The sequence below is a fragment of the Desulfosporosinus hippei DSM 8344 genome (assembly GCF_900100785.1).
In the GTDB taxonomy this organism is placed as follows: Bacteria; Bacillota; Desulfitobacteriia; order Desulfitobacteriales; family Desulfitobacteriaceae; genus Desulfosporosinus; species Desulfosporosinus hippei.
Window position 1 is genome coordinate 47,624 of sequence record NZ_FNCP01000007.1, and the last position, 15,860, is coordinate 63,483.

Below are 15,860 nucleotides of genomic sequence, written 5' to 3' on the forward strand. Positions count from 1 at the left end.
TATGACGTATTTCAATATTTGATAGTTTAAGGAAATAATTTCTCCTCCAAAATTCATAAACCCCAAGCATAATCAGTTATATGCTCAGGGTTCTTGCATAGGTCACTTGTTACCTACTCAATATTCTACTTTAAGGTATATCTAATTTTGCCAGATTCCTCTATTTCCAGTTTCTTTTTTTCATAGCCCTTTCGTCCCATTAAGGCGTAGGTTCCGTTTTTGCCTTCTTCAACTCCCGGTTGATCGAAAGCGTTTATATTAAGCAACTCACCCATGTAGGCTGTTTCCCACTCTAAGAGCAGTAAAAGTTGACCAATATTATACGCATCCAAGCTGGAAAGAATAATCTTTTGGTGTTGTCGATTAGCAAGGGTGAGTGCATATTCAGTCGCTTTTTGTTCTGCAAATAACAACTCTTCTAAAGTTCGTCCGCCTAAAAAGTGAATATCTTCGGGTAATTCCGAATCCAATGGAATTATTCGGGTTTGCTTAAATTTTTCTACGGTTACAAAGGAAAGAACTTTATCATCGGGCCCCTCTACATAGAGCTGTACTTGGGAATGCTGATCAGTCACTCCAAGGGCTTTGACGGGAGTCTGACCTACGAAAACCTCACGCCCCTGAAGATCATAACGTTTCCCCAGGCTTTCGGCCCATAATTGAGCGTACCAATCTGCCATGGTTTTTAAGCCATCTGCATAGGGCATAAACACAGAAATATTCTTTCCCTTTTGCCAAGATAAGTAGGCTAACCCTGCCCGTAATTGCGCTGGGTTAGCAAGTACCCCTTTAGATTCCCAGATCCAATGATCCATACTTAGGGCACCATCCATAAGCTGATCAATATCAATGCCGCATACCGCCGCCGCCAGCAAGCCTACCGGAGTTAGTTCTGAAAACCTGCCTCCTATCCCTGTAGGTATTACAAAGCGATGAAAGCCTTCTTCCAGGGCAATTGGCAAAAGATTTCCTTTTTCTTTATCCGTAGTGACAACAATATGTTCTGGATAGCTGTTTCCACACTCTCTCCGCAATATATCACGAACAATGAGAAACTGCGCCATGGTTTCTGACGTGTTACCCGATTTGGAAATCACATTAAATAGGGTTCTCTTAGGATCAAGTATCTCCATCAGCTCATTAAAGCGAACCGGATCGATATTGTCTACCACATATAAGCGGGGCCGATGCCTGCGCTTTTCTGGAGGAAGTTCATTGTAGTAGTAGTGGTTTAAGGCTTGATGAACAGCTAAGGGGCCGAGGGCTGACCCCCCGATTCCTAACACGACAAAGTTATCAAACCGGGTAGCAACAGTGTCAGCATACTTAATTATTTCAGGAACCTGTTCCTTAATAGAAATCAAAATCTTGGTAAAATCTAGCTGACCAGCCTCCCAGCGTATTTCAAGGGAAGCTTTAGCTTGGTCAAGCTTAGTTTGAAGACCCTGCAACTCTTCATTCCTAAATCCATCTGGGTTTTGTGGACCCTTCATCATCCCAGTATAGTCAATCTGTAATCCTAACTGACCTTGATTATCCATTCACTCAACCTCATCTCCGCGTATGGATTTCCCTGGCTAAATTGAAAGCTGATTTGCTAAATCATACAGTTCTGTGTTAAAGGGCGGCATCTCGCCGTAGGCTACATCGAGAGGGATAGAAACCACTTTCTGATTGACATATGCTGTCATTTTATTGGTCTCCTTAGCCATAATAATTTCAACAGCTTTTCCTCCCATGGCTGCAGCAATCACAGCATCTAAAGCGCTTGGGTTGCCGCCACGTTGAAGATGTCCCAAAATAGTAATCCTAGTATCAAAGCCTGAACGAGAATGTAATTCCTCGCCAATTTTATAGGCGCTTCCCGCCCCCTCAGAAACAATGATTATACTGTGATTTTTCCCACGCTGATGACCCCGTTTCAACTTTTCACATATCTCATCGTAATCAAAAGGAATTTCGGGTACTAAAATTGACTCAGCTCCACAAGCTATTCCTGCCTGAAGAGCAATATTTCCACAGTGCCTACCCATAACTTCAACAACAAATGTCCTTTCATGGGAGGTCGCGGTATCTCTAATTTTACCAACAGCATCGATAACCGTATTAACTGCCGTATCAAAGCCTATGGTTAGATCTGTCCCCGGGATGTCATTGTCGATAGTTCCAGGTATCCCAACTATTTGAATTCCTTTCGCCAAGGTTTGAGCTCCTCTAAAAGAACCATCTCCACCAATTACTACTAAAGCATCAATTTCATGCTTATGTAATTGCTCTAAGGCCTTTTGTTGGCCTTCAGGAGTCATCATTTCTGCCGAGCGTGCTGTTTTCAGGATGGTTCCGCCGCGTAGAACAATATCTGCTACAGAGCCCAAGCTCATTTCCGTGAGTTCTCCATGGATTAACCCTTCATACCCTCGACTAATTCCATAGACCCTTAGCCCATGAAAAATCCCTTTTCTGACCACGGCGCGAAGGGCAGCATTCATACCAGGAGCATCCCCTCCACTCGTTAGCACCCCTATGCGTTTAATATCTCTTGACATAGAATCACCCCTTTCTATTGTTTTTCTTAATGTTGCTTTTTAGTCAAATACGACTACTCTATAGTTTCTTCATGATCAAAATAATTTAATACTGACTGATAAATTTTAATCAATTCTTTATCTTTAACAAGCTTGTCCTGCATCTTTTGGTACGACAAGATAATGCTATTATGATTACGGTTAAAATAGTGAGCTATTGCCGGAAAAGAAATATGGCAAAGGTTTCGTACCGTATAAATAGCCATTTCTCTGACTTCATTAATAGTTTTTTTACGACTTGCACTCTGTAGGTCCTCAACGGAAACTCCCATAGATTGAGCAACATTTCGAATAATGTTCATTGGATCAGGGGCCTTAAGCATTTTGCGTTCTTTTTCGTACCAATAGGCATTAAAACAAGCCAGACTTAATTCATCTTCATGGAGCTCGGCAAATTTTATGTAATCCTCAATCGTCTTGACAGCGTCTGCTAAATTATCTATTCTCTCGGAGACCATTTTTAATACGGATTTAGCTATGAAAAGACGTCTTTGATGGACATATTCTTCTAAAAAGGCTTCCAATTCAAATTCTTGAGGGCGCTCTATTGGAATAGCAACACCACTTAAAAACCGTGAAGCCAGCCTCTCACCTAAAAACCCCAAATCTAATCGATCGGCTTCACATGTAATTACCAACTTGCCGCCATTATTATTGATATATTCATAGGTATAATGTAACTCTTCTATTGTTTTGGCTTTTCCAGCCAGACATTGAAGGTCATCAATCAGCAACAGACGAGTTGTACGATACCTCTCACGAAATTGGTTGAGTTTTCTTTCCTGAGCTGCGTAAGCATATTGACGAGCAAAGGCTAAAGCATCGGTGATTACCAGCCCTTTTTCAGTTTGGTTTTTTTTGTAGAGATATTGGAGCAGAACAGATTTCCCAACCCCTGATGGACCATAAATCAATGTTACATTAGCAGCATTCTCAAATTGGAACTTCTTTACTAATCGGCAGGCTCGAATGTTAAAATCTCTTACAAACCAGTTCAAGCTAGCCTCTCCTTTATTAATGATTGAGATACAAATAACATCTCTATGTTATTAACTTTTTCTACGAATAAGAGAAATCCCCTCCGTTAACAAAAGCTGGAGATAAAATATTTAATGGATTTATTACTCCTCTGGCCTCTGATCCGCTAAATATCTATAGCATTCACCAGCAATAACTGTTAAAGGTTTACTACGGCGGGTTAAAAGATAAAAACCGCGTTCAATATTCAAGCCTTTAACCTTCGCCCACTTAATCCCTTGTTTTTCGCAAGATTCAAGTGCATGTTTTGAAAGAAATGAATAGCCTATACCCGAACGAACTGCATTTTTAACAGATTCAGTACTTCCAACTTCTAAGGCAATATTGAAGTCATTGAGATCTAAATCTCGTTTAGCTAGAGCTTCTTCAAATGTACGTCGATGTCCCGATCCTGTCTCACGAATTATCATAGGATCTCCTTTTATGGAATCAAGATCAATGCATTCACTAGTACTTAAAGGATGTTGGCAAGATACTACAAAACCCAATTCATCTTTCATCCAAAATTCGGAGGTTAATTTTTCAGTATCAAATATTGCCCCAACTACAGCAAAATCTACTTCATGGGCAAGTACTTTTTCTGCCATCTCCAAGCTATCCCCAATAGACAATTTGAATTTGATCTCCGGATAAAGTTTACGAAATTCAGATAAATACCCAGGAAGTAAGTATTCGCCTGGAATGTGAGAAGCCCCAATATGTACTTTTCCACTCATCAGGATTTCTGAATCTCCAATTTCTCGCATAAGCTCTGACCATTCAGCAAGCATGTGCAAGGTATGACGATAAACCGTCTCTCCTTCCGGGGTAAGAGCAAATCCCTTACCTTTGCGATAAAGCAACTTGACCCCTAGTTTTTCTTCAAAAGCTCTAATTTGGTTTGAAACAGCAGGTTGACTGATCCCTAATTTTCGCGCTACAACAGTAAAACTCTGTTCTTCGACTACCTGTCCAAACAACCGCATCAAATCTAACATATTGCACCTCTATCCTGAGTGAACTTATTCAACAAACCTTGAGTATGGCAGCTTAGCTTTGTTAGCTTTGTTAACTTTGTTAACTTTGTTAACTTTGATTAAATTAGATATAGAAAGAAGAGGGCAAGCCCTCCTCTTATACTATAGAATCACTCAAAACAATTTACTTTATACTTAAGCTTGAATTGTAACTTTTTTCATCCTTTGATCTTCCAGAGGTTTGTCCGATCTATCTCTCGGGGCGTTGACAATACGATCGACTTCCTCCATACCTTCGATGACTTTCCCAAAAGAAGCATATTGTCCATCTAAATGACTTGAAGCCTTAACAACAATAAAGAACTGGGAACTTGCAGAATTAGGAGCTGAAGTACGAGCCATAGATATTACGCCACGATCATGTCTCAAGTCGTTTTTAAAGCCATTACCGGTAAACTCTCCACGAATATTCTTTTTACTTCCACCCATTCCGGTGCCATTCGGGTCCCCCCCTTGAATCATAAAGCCTGGTATACATCGATGGAAAATTAGTCCATCGTAAAAGCCTTCAGAAACAAGCATTATAAAATTTTCAACAGTTTCAGGGGCTATTGATGGATAAAGTTCAATTTTAATCGTGTTGTTGTTTTCCATTTCGATGATTACTATTGGGTTTTCCTTTGTTTGATCTTGAGTTTCGTTTGTCACCCCAGTGACCTCCTTTATGTTTTGGATATTTTCCATTGTATATTATACCACCGGATTTAGAGTTTCCCTAATGTATGGAAAATATTTTAGTTAGTACGACTTGTCCTCCCTCGTTTTTGACTATAGAGATAGATCAAGAATACAATGATTGCTAATACAATTCCGCTCCTTGCCAAGTAATGGTGTAAGATATGAGTGATCTTCTGCCAATGCACGCCAAGAATTCTTCCTAACGAGATAAAGGTTAAAGACCAGATAAAGGCCCCTGTGGCAGCCAAGATAACATACCTTCCAAAATTCAGCTTACTCATCCCTGAGAAGTAAGCTGTAAAGTGACGAAATCCAGGAAAGAAGTAGCCAATGACGATTAGCCTATCACCATAACACTGAAACCATCCTTCAGCTCTAGCAATCTTCTTTTCATTGATATGAAGATAGGGAGCGACTTTATGTAAGAAGGGAATGCCTAATCTCCTTCCTATCCAATAACTTAAAATCATACCAAGAAAACTCCCAAAGGTAGCAACAATAAGTGTTTTTCCAAAATCCATTCTTCCTAGAGAGGTCTGAAAACCACTAAAAGTCATCAGAAATTCGTCTGGGACCGGAACCCCAACTAGACCACAGGTAAGTAAAACAAATAAACCGATATACCGAAAATGATAGATTATGTCAATTAAATTCTGTTCTAACCCTTGCATGCCCTACCTACTTTCCCCACCATATTACCCTAGGTAAATTTTAGGGCATAGTTTATTCTAAACTGTCACGACTATTATGAGCTTAAGACAATTATCACAAACTAGCTTATTTAAATAATACTTATGTCCGTGGGTATTTTACCATATACCTTAACTCTTAGCCATCTAATCTTATCATGAATAACATTTGCTTTCTTCAGACATTTTTTTCCTCAAAGCTAAGAGAATTTATCTAAGTAAATTCTACCTTATGTGGTTAAAATCCTTTATTTACAATAAAAACAGACGCTATTTCTAGCATCTGTTTCAATTTGATTAAGTTTCTCCTATTTATAGCTATTTACCGCCATTTTCTTCACTTTTTGATCCTAAACGACGGCTTACCATCCCATTGGATGATTCATAAATGAATTTCTTGTTATCGACTACAGTTTCAAGGGCGACTGATTTTCCCCAGAGAAATTGTACTAACGCTAAAGTTTTCTCGAGATAAATTATATCTAAATCAATACCTTCATGACAGTGTTTTAGCAATAGCCCCCCTTTACCTTCAAAATCTCTTTCAAGAACAACAATCCGCGGATGCCCTCCGTTAACTAATTGTTTGACTAGATTATCACGAACCTTCTCCCATTCGTTTTCAGTAACCTGCCAATGAGCACCAACTTTACGATAATTGAATAGATTCAGATCCTCGACCAATTCTTTGCTGAGGTGATTTCGAATGAAAGAAAGGTCGGTTTCGATCTCACGTAGTTCAAAAAGTTCAGAGATAGATCTCTTTTCGGCTAAATGTTCCCAAATCTTCACTCCCAAGTAGTAAGGATTTAAGCCTAAGCGCGAAGGCTGAACAACCTGACTATGCATTAACGCAAATTCAATTGCTTCTGAGTCTGTTAGACTGAGTTCTCGCATGATTCTTGCGTGCCAGAAAGTTGCCCAACCTTCATTCATTATTTTAGTCTCAATTTGCGGATAAAAATAAAGTGATTCTTCTCGAATAATACTTACGATATCTTTTTGCCATGGTTCAAGACCTGGGGCAAATTTAATCAAGTATAACAGTAAGTCTTCATATTCCAGTAGTGGGTCAACATCAGCATCATCTCTTGACATGTCTTCCCACAAATCTTCATAAGGTGACGCGGCGCCCTTCTTATTAGTCTTATTAACAGAATCTCCTTTCCCTAGGTCTTTAACAACCCCTCCGCCACAGTTGCCTTTACACCCTTTACTTTGACAATTCAAGTTCTGAGCCGTGCTCATTCTGTCAATCTTCCCTAGATTATCGGATTCTTGTAGAGAGCCGATGTGGGCTCGATAATCTACGTGCTCTTGAATCGCCAAGACTGCATCCATGTATTTCTCAACTTTGTCTCTACCATACTTTATTTCATAGTCATGGATTCTCTCAGCATGCGCACTCATACGTTCAACCATATCCTTAGGGGTTCTTGAAAAATAGTGATTATGCTTAAAGAAATCGACATGAGCATAAACGTGCCCAATAACAAGTTTATTCTGTACGAATCGATTTCCCTCTAACAAGAAGGCATAGGCTGGATTGGTATTAACGACTAATTCATAGATTCGGCTGAGGTTTAAATCATACTGCATTTTCATTTTATAAAAGGCTTTACCAAAACTCCAATGAGTAAAACGAACGGGCATCCCATATGCTCCAAATGTATACAATGCTTCCGCTGGAACGATTTCAAAATTCACCGGGTAAAAATCAAGCCCCATGCCTCGTGCCACTTGGGCAATCTCTTGCGCTGCCTTACTTAAGGCTTCCATCTCACTGTCCATGACTCCCCCCCTCGTATACTGTCATTAGACTAAATCAACTTTACCTGAGCGTAGCTAATTTAAGAGAAAACTGTTTTGAGTGCATCATATACTTCGTTACGATCCCTAATCGTTACTAAACGCAGTTTCGGGTCTGATATACGCTTTAAGGTGGACATAAGTGTACTTGAATAATGGGTTCTTAAGATCTCTCCATATCCAACAACCTGACTTACTTCAACCAAGTTTTTCATCAGAGTCAATGCTCTGGAATTATCTGAACCAATGTTATCCCCATCCGTAAAATGAACCGGATAAATATTGTAGTGAGCTGGAGGATAATCCTTTTCAATTAAATCTAGTGCAAACTTATAGACGGATGAGCAACGAGTACCGCCGCTTTCACCCCGAGTAAAAAACTCTTCCTCGGTAACTTCTTTTGCTTCCGTATGATGTGCCAGAAAACGCATTTCTACGTTTTCATATTTTAAGCGGAGAAATCGCACCATCCAAAAAAAGAAGGTTCTGGAAATGTACTTTTCAAACTGGCCCATTGATCCAGATGTGTCCATCATTGCTAAGATAACTGCATTAGTCTCAAAATTCGGTCGAGTCTCCCAAGTCTTAAACCTCAGATCTTCCGGAGTAATTTTTAAGCGTTTGTCTTTTTCTATCTTCTTCGAAAAAGCCTGCCTTTTAATGCTTTCAAGTAACGTGCGTTTTTTATCAACATTTGCCATTAAGCCTTTTTTACGTACATCATTAAATTCCGGACGATCATGAGCAATAAGAGGCCGTTTCTTATCATCAAGATTAGGAAGTCTTAATTCTTCAAACAATATATTTGCCAGATCTTCATAGGTGACTTCTGCTTCATAAATATCCTGTCCTGGTTCTTCACCGGCGCCACTGCCCTTACCCTTTCCTTTGCCGGTAGCTTGTTCCCGTCCTAAGATATCCCCCGGAGCCATCTTTTTACTGCCTTGTCCGGTATGGTTCTGCTTATTAAAGTCATACCTAAAGCGAAATTCCTCTAATGAGCGCATGGGAATCTTAGTGTTCTTTTTACCATCTGATAGTATTATGCTTTCATCGACGATCAAATCTCCCATTTGTTGTTTTATAACTTCTTCTACCTTCTCCTTATGTCTTGATTGATCCAGATATCCTTTGCGATGCAAACTCCAGTCATCTCGGCTTACAATAATGTCATCCGCCATACAAATCCCTATCCTCTCTACCGGTTAAGGAGGGCTCCAACATATTTGACAATCTCATTGGCACAGATAGAACAGTATCCATGTTCTTTAACGAGTCTATCCATAACATTGTTAATTCTCCTCAGCTGTTCCTGATCAGGATGAGATACTGAAGTGGTAATTTTCACTATGTCCTTAAGATCGGCAAATAATTTCTTTTCGATAGCTTCTTTCAGACGCTCATGAGATTCATACCCAAAGGTTCTGCCTTTTCTGGCATACATTGAAATGCGAATTAGTATTTCTTCTCTAAAGGTTTTCTTAGCATTTTCTGATACACCAATTTGTTCTTCAATACTGCGCATAAGTTGTTCATCAGGTGCCATTTCTTCCCCGGTAATGGTATCGTATATTTTTGTAGAATTGCAGAAGGCTTCAACATTATCCAGATAATTATTCAAAAGTGATTTGGCTGATTCTTCATAAGCATATACAAAAGCCTTCTGAACTTCCTTTTTAGCCATTTCATCATATTCACGCCGGGCTACAGCGATGAGATTCAAAAGATTTTCCTTATCTTCTTTCATTATCGATGTATGCTGAGATAACCCATCTTTCAATGCTCTTAAAATATCTAAGGCATTAATACACTTATGCTCATCACGAATTAAAGCAGTCGATATTCGGTTAATAACATAACGCGGATCTACACCGCTCATGCCCTCGGCCAGTTCTTCCCCTTCCATAGTTAGTTCTTTAATATCTTTTTGATTAAATCCTTCAACATCCTCACCATCATAAATACGCAACTTCTTTACCAAATCCATACCCTGCTTCTTTGAAGGTTTTAACCTTGAAAGAACACTAAATACAGACGTGGCCCATAGACTGTGTGGTGCCAGATGTACATTTCTGATATCACTTTGGCTAATTAGTTTCTCATAAATTTTCACTTCATCACACACCCGCAGATTGTATGGTATTGGCATAACAATTATCCGTGATTGTAGAGCTTCATTTTTCTTGTTTCCAATAAACGCACGATATTCATTCTCATTCGTATGCGCGATTACCAGCTCATCCGCAGAAATCAACGCAAAACGACCTGCTTTGAAATTTCCTTCTTGGGAAAGACTTAAAAGATTCCAAAGAAACTTCTCGTCTGACTTCAGCATCTCCTGGAACTCCATAAGCCCTCTGTTGGCCTTATTAAGCTCACCATCGAATCGATAGGCACGAGGATCAGACTCTGACCCATATTCTGTGATCGAAGAAAAGTCAATACTTCCAGTCAAGTCTGCGATATCTTGAGATTTAGGATCAGAGGGAGTAAAGGTTCCTACGCCGACCCGTTGCTCCTCCGAAAACAAAATTCTCTTTATTGGAAAGCCTTCAACCTCCCCGGCAAACTCTTCATCCAGACGCAGGCGGCAAACGGGGCATAGATTTCCTTCAATACGAATCCCGTAGGTATCTTCAAATTGTTGACGTAAAGATACTGGCAACAAATGCAGGGGATCTTCATGCATTGGACACCCATCGATGGCATATACCGCTCCTTCCTCTGTTCTCGTGTATTCTTCAAGTCCTCTTTTCAATAGGCTGACAATAGTCGATTTCCCACCGCTTACAGGCCCCATTAGCAGTAAAATCCGTTTACGAACATCTAAGCGCTTCGCTGCACTATGAAAATACTCCTCAATCAGCTTCTCTAACGTCTTATCTAGCCCAAAAAGCTCTTTGTCAAAGAATTTATAAATCTTCTGATCCCCAATCGTTTCAACCCCGGCGGCTTTGATCATCTCATAGATTCGAGCATGGGCATGCAGGGCCAATTTTGGGTTTTTTGTAACCATTTGCAAGTAATCAGCAAACGTACCACTCCAAGCCAGTGCAGCCTCTACTGCGCGATATTCACGCAACCATTTAATGACTTCCATAGTAGCCCTCCCTTCACTAACAATCAACAAGACTTGTCGGGATAATACCTATGTATATGCATTGTCGAAGAATATAAGTCATTGAACCACTGTGTATACTTAATTAAAAAAGACATCTCAAAAGATGTCTTTTTTTAATACTCTATTCCTTGACGGGATCTAATTCCTTTTTCATAGGGATGTTTTAGGGGCACCATTTCTGTTACCAAATCCGCCTTTTCTATCAGAAACTGTGAAGCGTTTCTTCCTGTCAAAATCAGTTCCATATTAGCTGGTTTCTTATCAATTAGTTCAGCAACTTCTTTTTCCGGAATAAGTTCAAACCAAATTGCATTGAGTATTTCGTCTAGAATGACAATATCCCAATTCTCGGAAATTACTATTTCATGGGCTCTTTGGAGTGCTTTCTTAGCCTCATGGATATTTTCGGCAAGATTTTCTCCCTTATGCACCCACCCGGCTCCTCCATAATGCTCGAGTTGACATTCGGGACTTAACCGTTTAATTCCCTCTAACTCACCGTAGCTATTGTTCCCCTTCATAAACTGTAAAATGAAAACTCGGAAACCATGCCCGACAGCACGGACTGCTAAGCCAAAAGCTGCTGTAGTCTTCCCTTTCCCATTTCCAGTATATATTTGGACTAACCCTTGAGATAGATTCGACATTTTTACACCTTCCGTATCCATTTTTCGAGTTGAGGATGGATATAGACAACATTAGGAGAAATAAGGATTTCAGGGAACCGTTCCAGCGTTTGACGGTTAAACGATATGGAAAAAAACAACTTAATCGATGATTTCTCATCCGTTGCTCTCAATTCAACTTTGTCAGGATAAAGATAATAAGAATAGTTTCCATCTCTCCAGGAAACTTCCAACTCTCCGATTTTAGTGGATATTATTCCGAATTCCTCAACTTTGACATAGGCAACACTGGCAAAGGATTGTTTAAGGCGCTCAGCTTCTATAGCAACCTGTCCCACCTTAAATTGGGACTCTAGGAGTTGCTCAACAACAAGTCGAGCTGGAATCGATATATCTTCAAAGATCCGCCTCTCGCTGCTTATCTCAACAAGGAGCTGTTCAAATTTCTGGACATGAATCGAACGAACCTGATGAGCCTTCTTTAAGGCCTTTTCAAAGGTGTGATACACATCTTCTAAGCATTCCAGAAGTATCAAATCTTCCTCACGCATGTTGATCCCCCCCTGTCTCCTCTTTTGCAACTATCTATTACTATTCTAACTGAATTTGATTGATTAATAAAGCTAGTTTTATAAGAATATGGAAACAGGCTTGTTTTTTACCTCTTATTGCGCAGACGTTTGGATACTTGCTGAACCCTATACTCTATCCAATCTGTTTCACTCTCTGTATCACGCCCCCTTTTCAAAGCCTTCCAATAGCATTCCAAAGCAGCACGGAAGTTATAACGTTTTTCATAAAACTCAGCCAAATATATCAAGGCAGCCAAGGTAAATTCTCCATGCAATTTATTCCTGACATCTTTTTTACTTTGGAAGTCTGGAAGACCTTCTTTTAGCTCTTGCATTTCTTTTATAAGAGCTAATGATTCATGGACTTCGCTAATACGTTGTTCATCCTGGAACAATTCAAAAAGATTTAGAGCTTTGAAATAGTACAACTCAGATCTTGAAAAATCCATCAAAAGAAAAAGTAGGTTCCCCAGACTTTGATAACGCAAAGCCAGATCTATATTTTGTTCTGGATAAAAGAGAACCGATAGTTCTAAATAATATCGAGCTTCTTTGAAATTTTCCATATTCTGTTCAATTTTACTTAAGAAAAAGCAAGCTTCACTAAAAGCCTCTTTAGAATCATACTTTAAACTTATGGCGACTGCCCTTTGTTGACTTTCAAAAGCCAATAATGTTTTATTTTGGTCAAAATATAATAAAGCTAAATACTGAAGTGTCGTTGCTAATGCTACCATATCGTCTATTTGAGCGAAAAGTTGACAGGCATGCTTCAAGTATCTTAAAGCTTCATTTTTCTGGCCCAGACGAAAGCACAATTCGCCGGAAAGAACATTTAATTCAGCTTCCCCTTTAGGGAATCCATGTATACGGCAGAGGTAGAGCGCTTGAGTATATGATTGCTTTGCTTGAGCCCAATCTTCAAGGGTTGTGTAGACTTGCCCTAGGTCAGCAAAAAGCATCCCAAGCCTAAGCTGAGGAGATGATTTTGGGTAAACGGCAATTGCCTGTTCATACTCGTTAACAGCTTCCTTAAGCCTCTTCTTTTTGACGGATATACTTGCTAAACCCGCCCAGGCTTCAGCCATTCCTTTGTCGTTCTCAATCTCTTGACAAATTCGTAGAGCTTCTTTAAAGCCCGCTTCGGCAAATTCGTAATCTCCCAGTCGCACTCTTACCGTTGCCAGTAGTCTTAGAGTAAATGCCACAATTTCCGGAACGGATAACTCGTAGGCTTTTAGTAAGCCCTGAATATAGTATTTCTCAGCTTTTAGATACTGCTCATCTCCCAGAAACTGAGTTCCATCTTCCATAAGATTTCGCCAGATATATAAATCTCCGTCGTGCATATTAATCCCCTCCGTGTCTGCTCCATCATATGCACGAGTTGATTTATTGGGCATATTATAAAGATATAAGTTTCAAATAAAGCACTGCTGATTTTTCCGTACATAACGTTTTAACTTGCCCCTGCTACAGGGTAGTCAGATATTTTGGCTTACTTACTATTGTTGAAAGACATTATTTGATGCCTCAAATTGAACATGTGTTTTATAAAGCAGTTCAAATCGAACTAACTTGTAATCTAGACATAAAAGTCGAAATATGATAATCTTAAGCTAGAAGGGAGTGTTTGGCTTGAATGCTTATCGTCCTACACAGTCTTCAAACTATTGGTTATTTGCACTTAAAATCCTCATTCTTGTTCTAGGATTATATCTTTCTGCCCTAATCCTCAGCAAGGTCTTTTCCTTGGTATTCGCTGTTACATTTTTCTTAATACGAATACTCGTTTTTATTGCTGTTACTTTTATCGTCTTACATTTTTTCCTAAAGCTGTTGTTCAAAGTAGATTTAATTCAGACAAGCAAACGATTTATCCATCGTTAACTAAACAAAAATTTAATAAAACAATATTTTAAAAACGCCTTTTTTAGGCGTTTTTTTGTTTAGTCTTACATCATCCGGCTATTGTGTGAATATCCTTTAGTCGAAGGAGGAGTGCCAAAATGCGGATTATTATTTTCAAACGTCCCTCATGGCGAAATCTAGCTTTATGGGGAATCCTTTTATTCGTCATGCTTGCTTATCGTGAAAATGTCACTTCAGTTTTCTCTGGAAAATTAAAGCCTATCTACTCTGTGAACATTGACAGTAAAGCTATTGGTCTGACCTTCGATATTAGTTGGGGGGAAAAAACAGCAGAGCCCATACTAGATATTCTTAAGCAAGAAGACATTAGAGCTACGTTTTTTCTATCGAGTCCCTGGGCCGACAAACATCAGGAGTTAGTGCGCAGAATGGTCGCAGAGGGGCACGAGATCGGTTCCCACGGAAACCGTCACATTGATCTTAATACACTGGCCTCGGAAGAAATTGAAAAAGAGATTATTACAGCCCAGCAAGTTCTAGAACCGTTAACAAATCAAAAAATACGGCTACTTCGTCCCCCCAACGGTGCCTATAATAACAAGGTAATTGCCGCCGCCGATAAATTGGGTTATCGGGTGATCCAATGGAGTGTTGATTCTCTTGACTGGAAACGTCCTGGACCAAGCGCTGTTATTAACAATGTACTTAATGGTTCCCGGGCGGGAAGCGGAGCTAAAGCAGGAGATATAATCTTATTTCACGCTTCTGATTCTGCTCCGGATACCGTGGAAGCCCTGCCCACTGTCATTAAAAGCCTTAAACTTAAAGGAAATACTTTAATTCCTATTGGACAATTGCTATCACAAGCAAGCAGCACCTGGCCTCCAGAGAGCAATTTAAAAGAAGAACCTCTCACAGCCAGATAATCACCATTTTTCGTTCATTTCGGCCACCACTTTTTGCAGACTTCTATCTGCTTTCAGACGCTCAACAATCTGATTCAGACTTTTTTGTGCATCAACTCCCAATTCGCCCTCTAACCCTTCTTTTTGAGCTTGATCAAGTAATTCTTTTCCTTCGTCTAAGTCCCCTTCTGTCACTGCTTTAATTCCATTCACATACTTAATTAAGGCATCCCCTTGATGGAGCCCTTCTATAGCAGAAAGGCTTTTAGACAGACTTATGGTATCGCCTTCACGAACTGCTAAGATAGCCTTTTTAGTCTCATACAACACATTAGTCGGACGCCATGTTTGAGCATCAATCATCCGGCTAAGTTCTATAGCTCTTGCCCATTGCCCATCACCAATAGCCTCATCAAAGGCTAGCGAGAGACCTGCAGGGTTATTGGGATTTAGTTGTTGGGCAGCTTGAAGCTCAGCCTGGGCAGTCTGACGGTCTCCCCTAATCAAAGCTGCTTGAGCCATGATTAAATGCCTAAGGGTCTGTTCATCAATTGATAGCTCCTTCCATTCTAGATTGCTCCCAGAGAGTAATTTTTGAGACTCCTCTGGCTTACCGTTAGAGATTGACATTAATGCTTTCGCCAATTGTTTAAGATTACCTTCACTCATTTTGTCCAAAACATCTTGCGCTGACCGTCCGTCCTTTGGCAAATAATAAAGGTATAACCAAAAATGGTGCTTTTCATCTTGGTATGAGGCTAACTCTGTTACATCTAGGCTTGCACTACCCGTATTAAGAGCAACCCAAAGTTTTGTTTCTTTAACGTAAGGTAGCTTATTTAACCATCCTTTATTCTCAATCCACTGTAAATCTTCTTGTACTATAGAAACATCGTATACACTTCTTGCCTGCTTCATATGTTGAATTCGCCAAATTAACGGCCCGAAA

At 39.8% G+C, this 15,860-nt stretch carries 14 protein-coding genes; 1 reads left to right on the top strand and 13 read right to left on the bottom strand.

Translation table 11 applies throughout. The features are described from left to right. Positions 1 to 125 precede the first annotated feature (125 nt). From BLS16_RS07800 to BLS16_RS07855, 12 genes are all read right to left on the bottom strand, one after another. Complete coding sequence (locus BLS16_RS07800) at positions 126 to 1,541, bottom strand: glucose-6-phosphate isomerase (RefSeq protein ID WP_092331952.1); 1,416 nt, start codon at positions 1,539 to 1,541, stop codon at positions 126 to 128. Between the two features lie 36 nt (positions 1,542 to 1,577). Then, positions 1,578 to 2,546, bottom strand: coding sequence for a 6-phosphofructokinase (gene pfkA / locus BLS16_RS07805; protein WP_092331955.1), 969 nt, complete (start codon positions 2,544 to 2,546; stop codon positions 1,578 to 1,580). 53 nt (positions 2,547 to 2,599) lie between these two features. After that, positions 2,600 to 3,583, bottom strand: coding sequence for a DnaA/Hda family protein (locus BLS16_RS07810; protein ID WP_092331958.1), 984 nt, complete (start codon positions 3,581 to 3,583; stop codon positions 2,600 to 2,602). A 123-nt stretch (positions 3,584 to 3,706) separates the two neighbouring features. Continuing rightward, positions 3,707 to 4,600: a selenium metabolism-associated LysR family transcriptional regulator gene (locus BLS16_RS07815; protein WP_092331960.1), complete on the bottom strand. Its 894-nt coding sequence runs from the start codon at positions 4,598 to 4,600 to the stop codon at positions 3,707 to 3,709. Between the two features lie 174 nt (positions 4,601 to 4,774). Next, complete coding sequence (locus tag BLS16_RS07820; protein ID WP_092331963.1) at positions 4,775 to 5,287, bottom strand: peptidylprolyl isomerase; 513 nt, start codon at positions 5,285 to 5,287, stop codon at positions 4,775 to 4,777. 86 nt (positions 5,288 to 5,373) lie between these two features. Further along, complete coding sequence (locus BLS16_RS07825) at positions 5,374 to 5,988, bottom strand: DedA family protein (RefSeq protein ID WP_092331966.1); 615 nt, start codon at positions 5,986 to 5,988, stop codon at positions 5,374 to 5,376. Positions 5,989 to 6,324: 336 nt separating this feature from the next. Beyond that, positions 6,325 to 7,797, bottom strand: a complete 1,473-nt coding sequence (locus BLS16_RS07830; protein ID WP_092331968.1) for a SpoVR family protein — start codon at positions 7,795 to 7,797, stop codon at positions 6,325 to 6,327. A gap of 59 nt (positions 7,798 to 7,856) precedes the next feature. After that, a complete protein-coding gene (yhbH, locus tag BLS16_RS07835) occupies positions 7,857 to 8,996 on the bottom strand; it encodes a sporulation protein YhbH (RefSeq protein WP_092331971.1) in 1,140 nt (379 codons plus the stop codon). Between the two features lie 17 nt (positions 8,997 to 9,013). Continuing rightward, positions 9,014 to 10,915: a PrkA family serine protein kinase gene (locus BLS16_RS07840; RefSeq protein ID WP_092331973.1), complete on the bottom strand. Its 1,902-nt coding sequence runs from the start codon at positions 10,913 to 10,915 to the stop codon at positions 9,014 to 9,016. A 134-nt stretch (positions 10,916 to 11,049) separates the two neighbouring features. Continuing rightward, complete coding sequence (gene cobO, locus BLS16_RS07845; protein ID WP_092331976.1) at positions 11,050 to 11,583, bottom strand: cob(I)yrinic acid a,c-diamide adenosyltransferase; 534 nt, start codon at positions 11,581 to 11,583, stop codon at positions 11,050 to 11,052. 2 nt (positions 11,584 to 11,585) lie between these two features. After that, complete coding sequence (locus tag BLS16_RS07850; RefSeq protein WP_034598944.1) at positions 11,586 to 12,113, bottom strand: hypothetical protein; 528 nt, start codon at positions 12,111 to 12,113, stop codon at positions 11,586 to 11,588. Positions 12,114 to 12,220: 107 nt separating this feature from the next. Then, on the bottom strand, positions 12,221 to 13,483 hold the full coding sequence (locus tag BLS16_RS07855) for a tetratricopeptide repeat protein (RefSeq protein WP_092331978.1): 1,263 nt from the start codon (positions 13,481 to 13,483) through the stop codon (positions 12,221 to 12,223). Positions 13,484 to 14,143: 660 nt separating this feature from the next. Here BLS16_RS07855 and BLS16_RS07865 point away from each other — a divergent pair. Beyond that, the gene (locus BLS16_RS07865; RefSeq protein WP_092331984.1) at positions 14,144 to 14,932 is read left to right on the top strand and encodes a polysaccharide deacetylase family protein; all 789 of its coding nucleotides are present in this window, start codon (positions 14,144 to 14,146) and stop codon (positions 14,930 to 14,932) included. Here the strand turns inward: BLS16_RS07865 and BLS16_RS07870 are convergent, their stop codons facing one another. Continuing rightward, on the bottom strand, positions 14,933 to 15,829 hold the full coding sequence (locus tag BLS16_RS07870; protein WP_242876228.1) for a hypothetical protein: 897 nt from the start codon (positions 15,827 to 15,829) through the stop codon (positions 14,933 to 14,935). It abuts the gene before it with no gap. Between the last annotated feature and the right edge of the window lie 31 nt (positions 15,830 to 15,860).

Excerpts from the sequence above, each read along its gene's own strand:
- BLS16_RS07800 (WP_092331952.1), bottom strand. The coding sequence starts at position 1,541 with ATGGATAATCAAGGTCAGTTAGGATTACAGATTGACTATACTGGGATG.
- BLS16_RS07870 (WP_242876228.1), bottom strand. The coding sequence starts at position 15,829 with ATGAAGCAGGCAAGAAGTGTATACGATGTTTCTATAGTACAAGAAGAT.
- BLS16_RS07850 (WP_034598944.1), bottom strand. The coding sequence starts at position 12,113 with ATGCGTGAGGAAGATTTGATACTTCTGGAATGCTTAGAAGATGTGTAT.
- cobO (WP_092331976.1), bottom strand. The coding sequence starts at position 11,583 with ATGTCGAATCTATCTCAAGGGTTAGTCCAAATATATACTGGAAATGGG.
- BLS16_RS07865 (WP_092331984.1), top strand. The coding sequence starts at position 14,144 with ATGCGGATTATTATTTTCAAACGTCCCTCATGGCGAAATCTAGCTTTA.
- yhbH (WP_092331971.1), bottom strand. The coding sequence starts at position 8,996 with ATGGCGGATGACATTATTGTAAGCCGAGATGACTGGAGTTTGCATCGC.
- BLS16_RS07815 (WP_092331960.1), bottom strand. The coding sequence starts at position 4,600 with ATGTTAGATTTGATGCGGTTGTTTGGACAGGTAGTCGAAGAACAGAGT.
- BLS16_RS07825 (WP_092331966.1), bottom strand. The coding sequence starts at position 5,988 with ATGCAAGGGTTAGAACAGAATTTAATTGACATAATCTATCATTTTCGG.
- BLS16_RS07840 (WP_092331973.1), bottom strand. The coding sequence starts at position 10,915 with ATGGAAGTCATTAAATGGTTGCGTGAATATCGCGCAGTAGAGGCTGCA.
- BLS16_RS07830 (WP_092331968.1), bottom strand. The coding sequence starts at position 7,797 with ATGGACAGTGAGATGGAAGCCTTAAGTAAGGCAGCGCAAGAGATTGCC.
- pfkA (WP_092331955.1), bottom strand. The coding sequence starts at position 2,546 with ATGTCAAGAGATATTAAACGCATAGGGGTGCTAACGAGTGGAGGGGAT.
- BLS16_RS07855 (WP_092331978.1), bottom strand. The coding sequence starts at position 13,483 with ATGCACGACGGAGATTTATATATCTGGCGAAATCTTATGGAAGATGGA.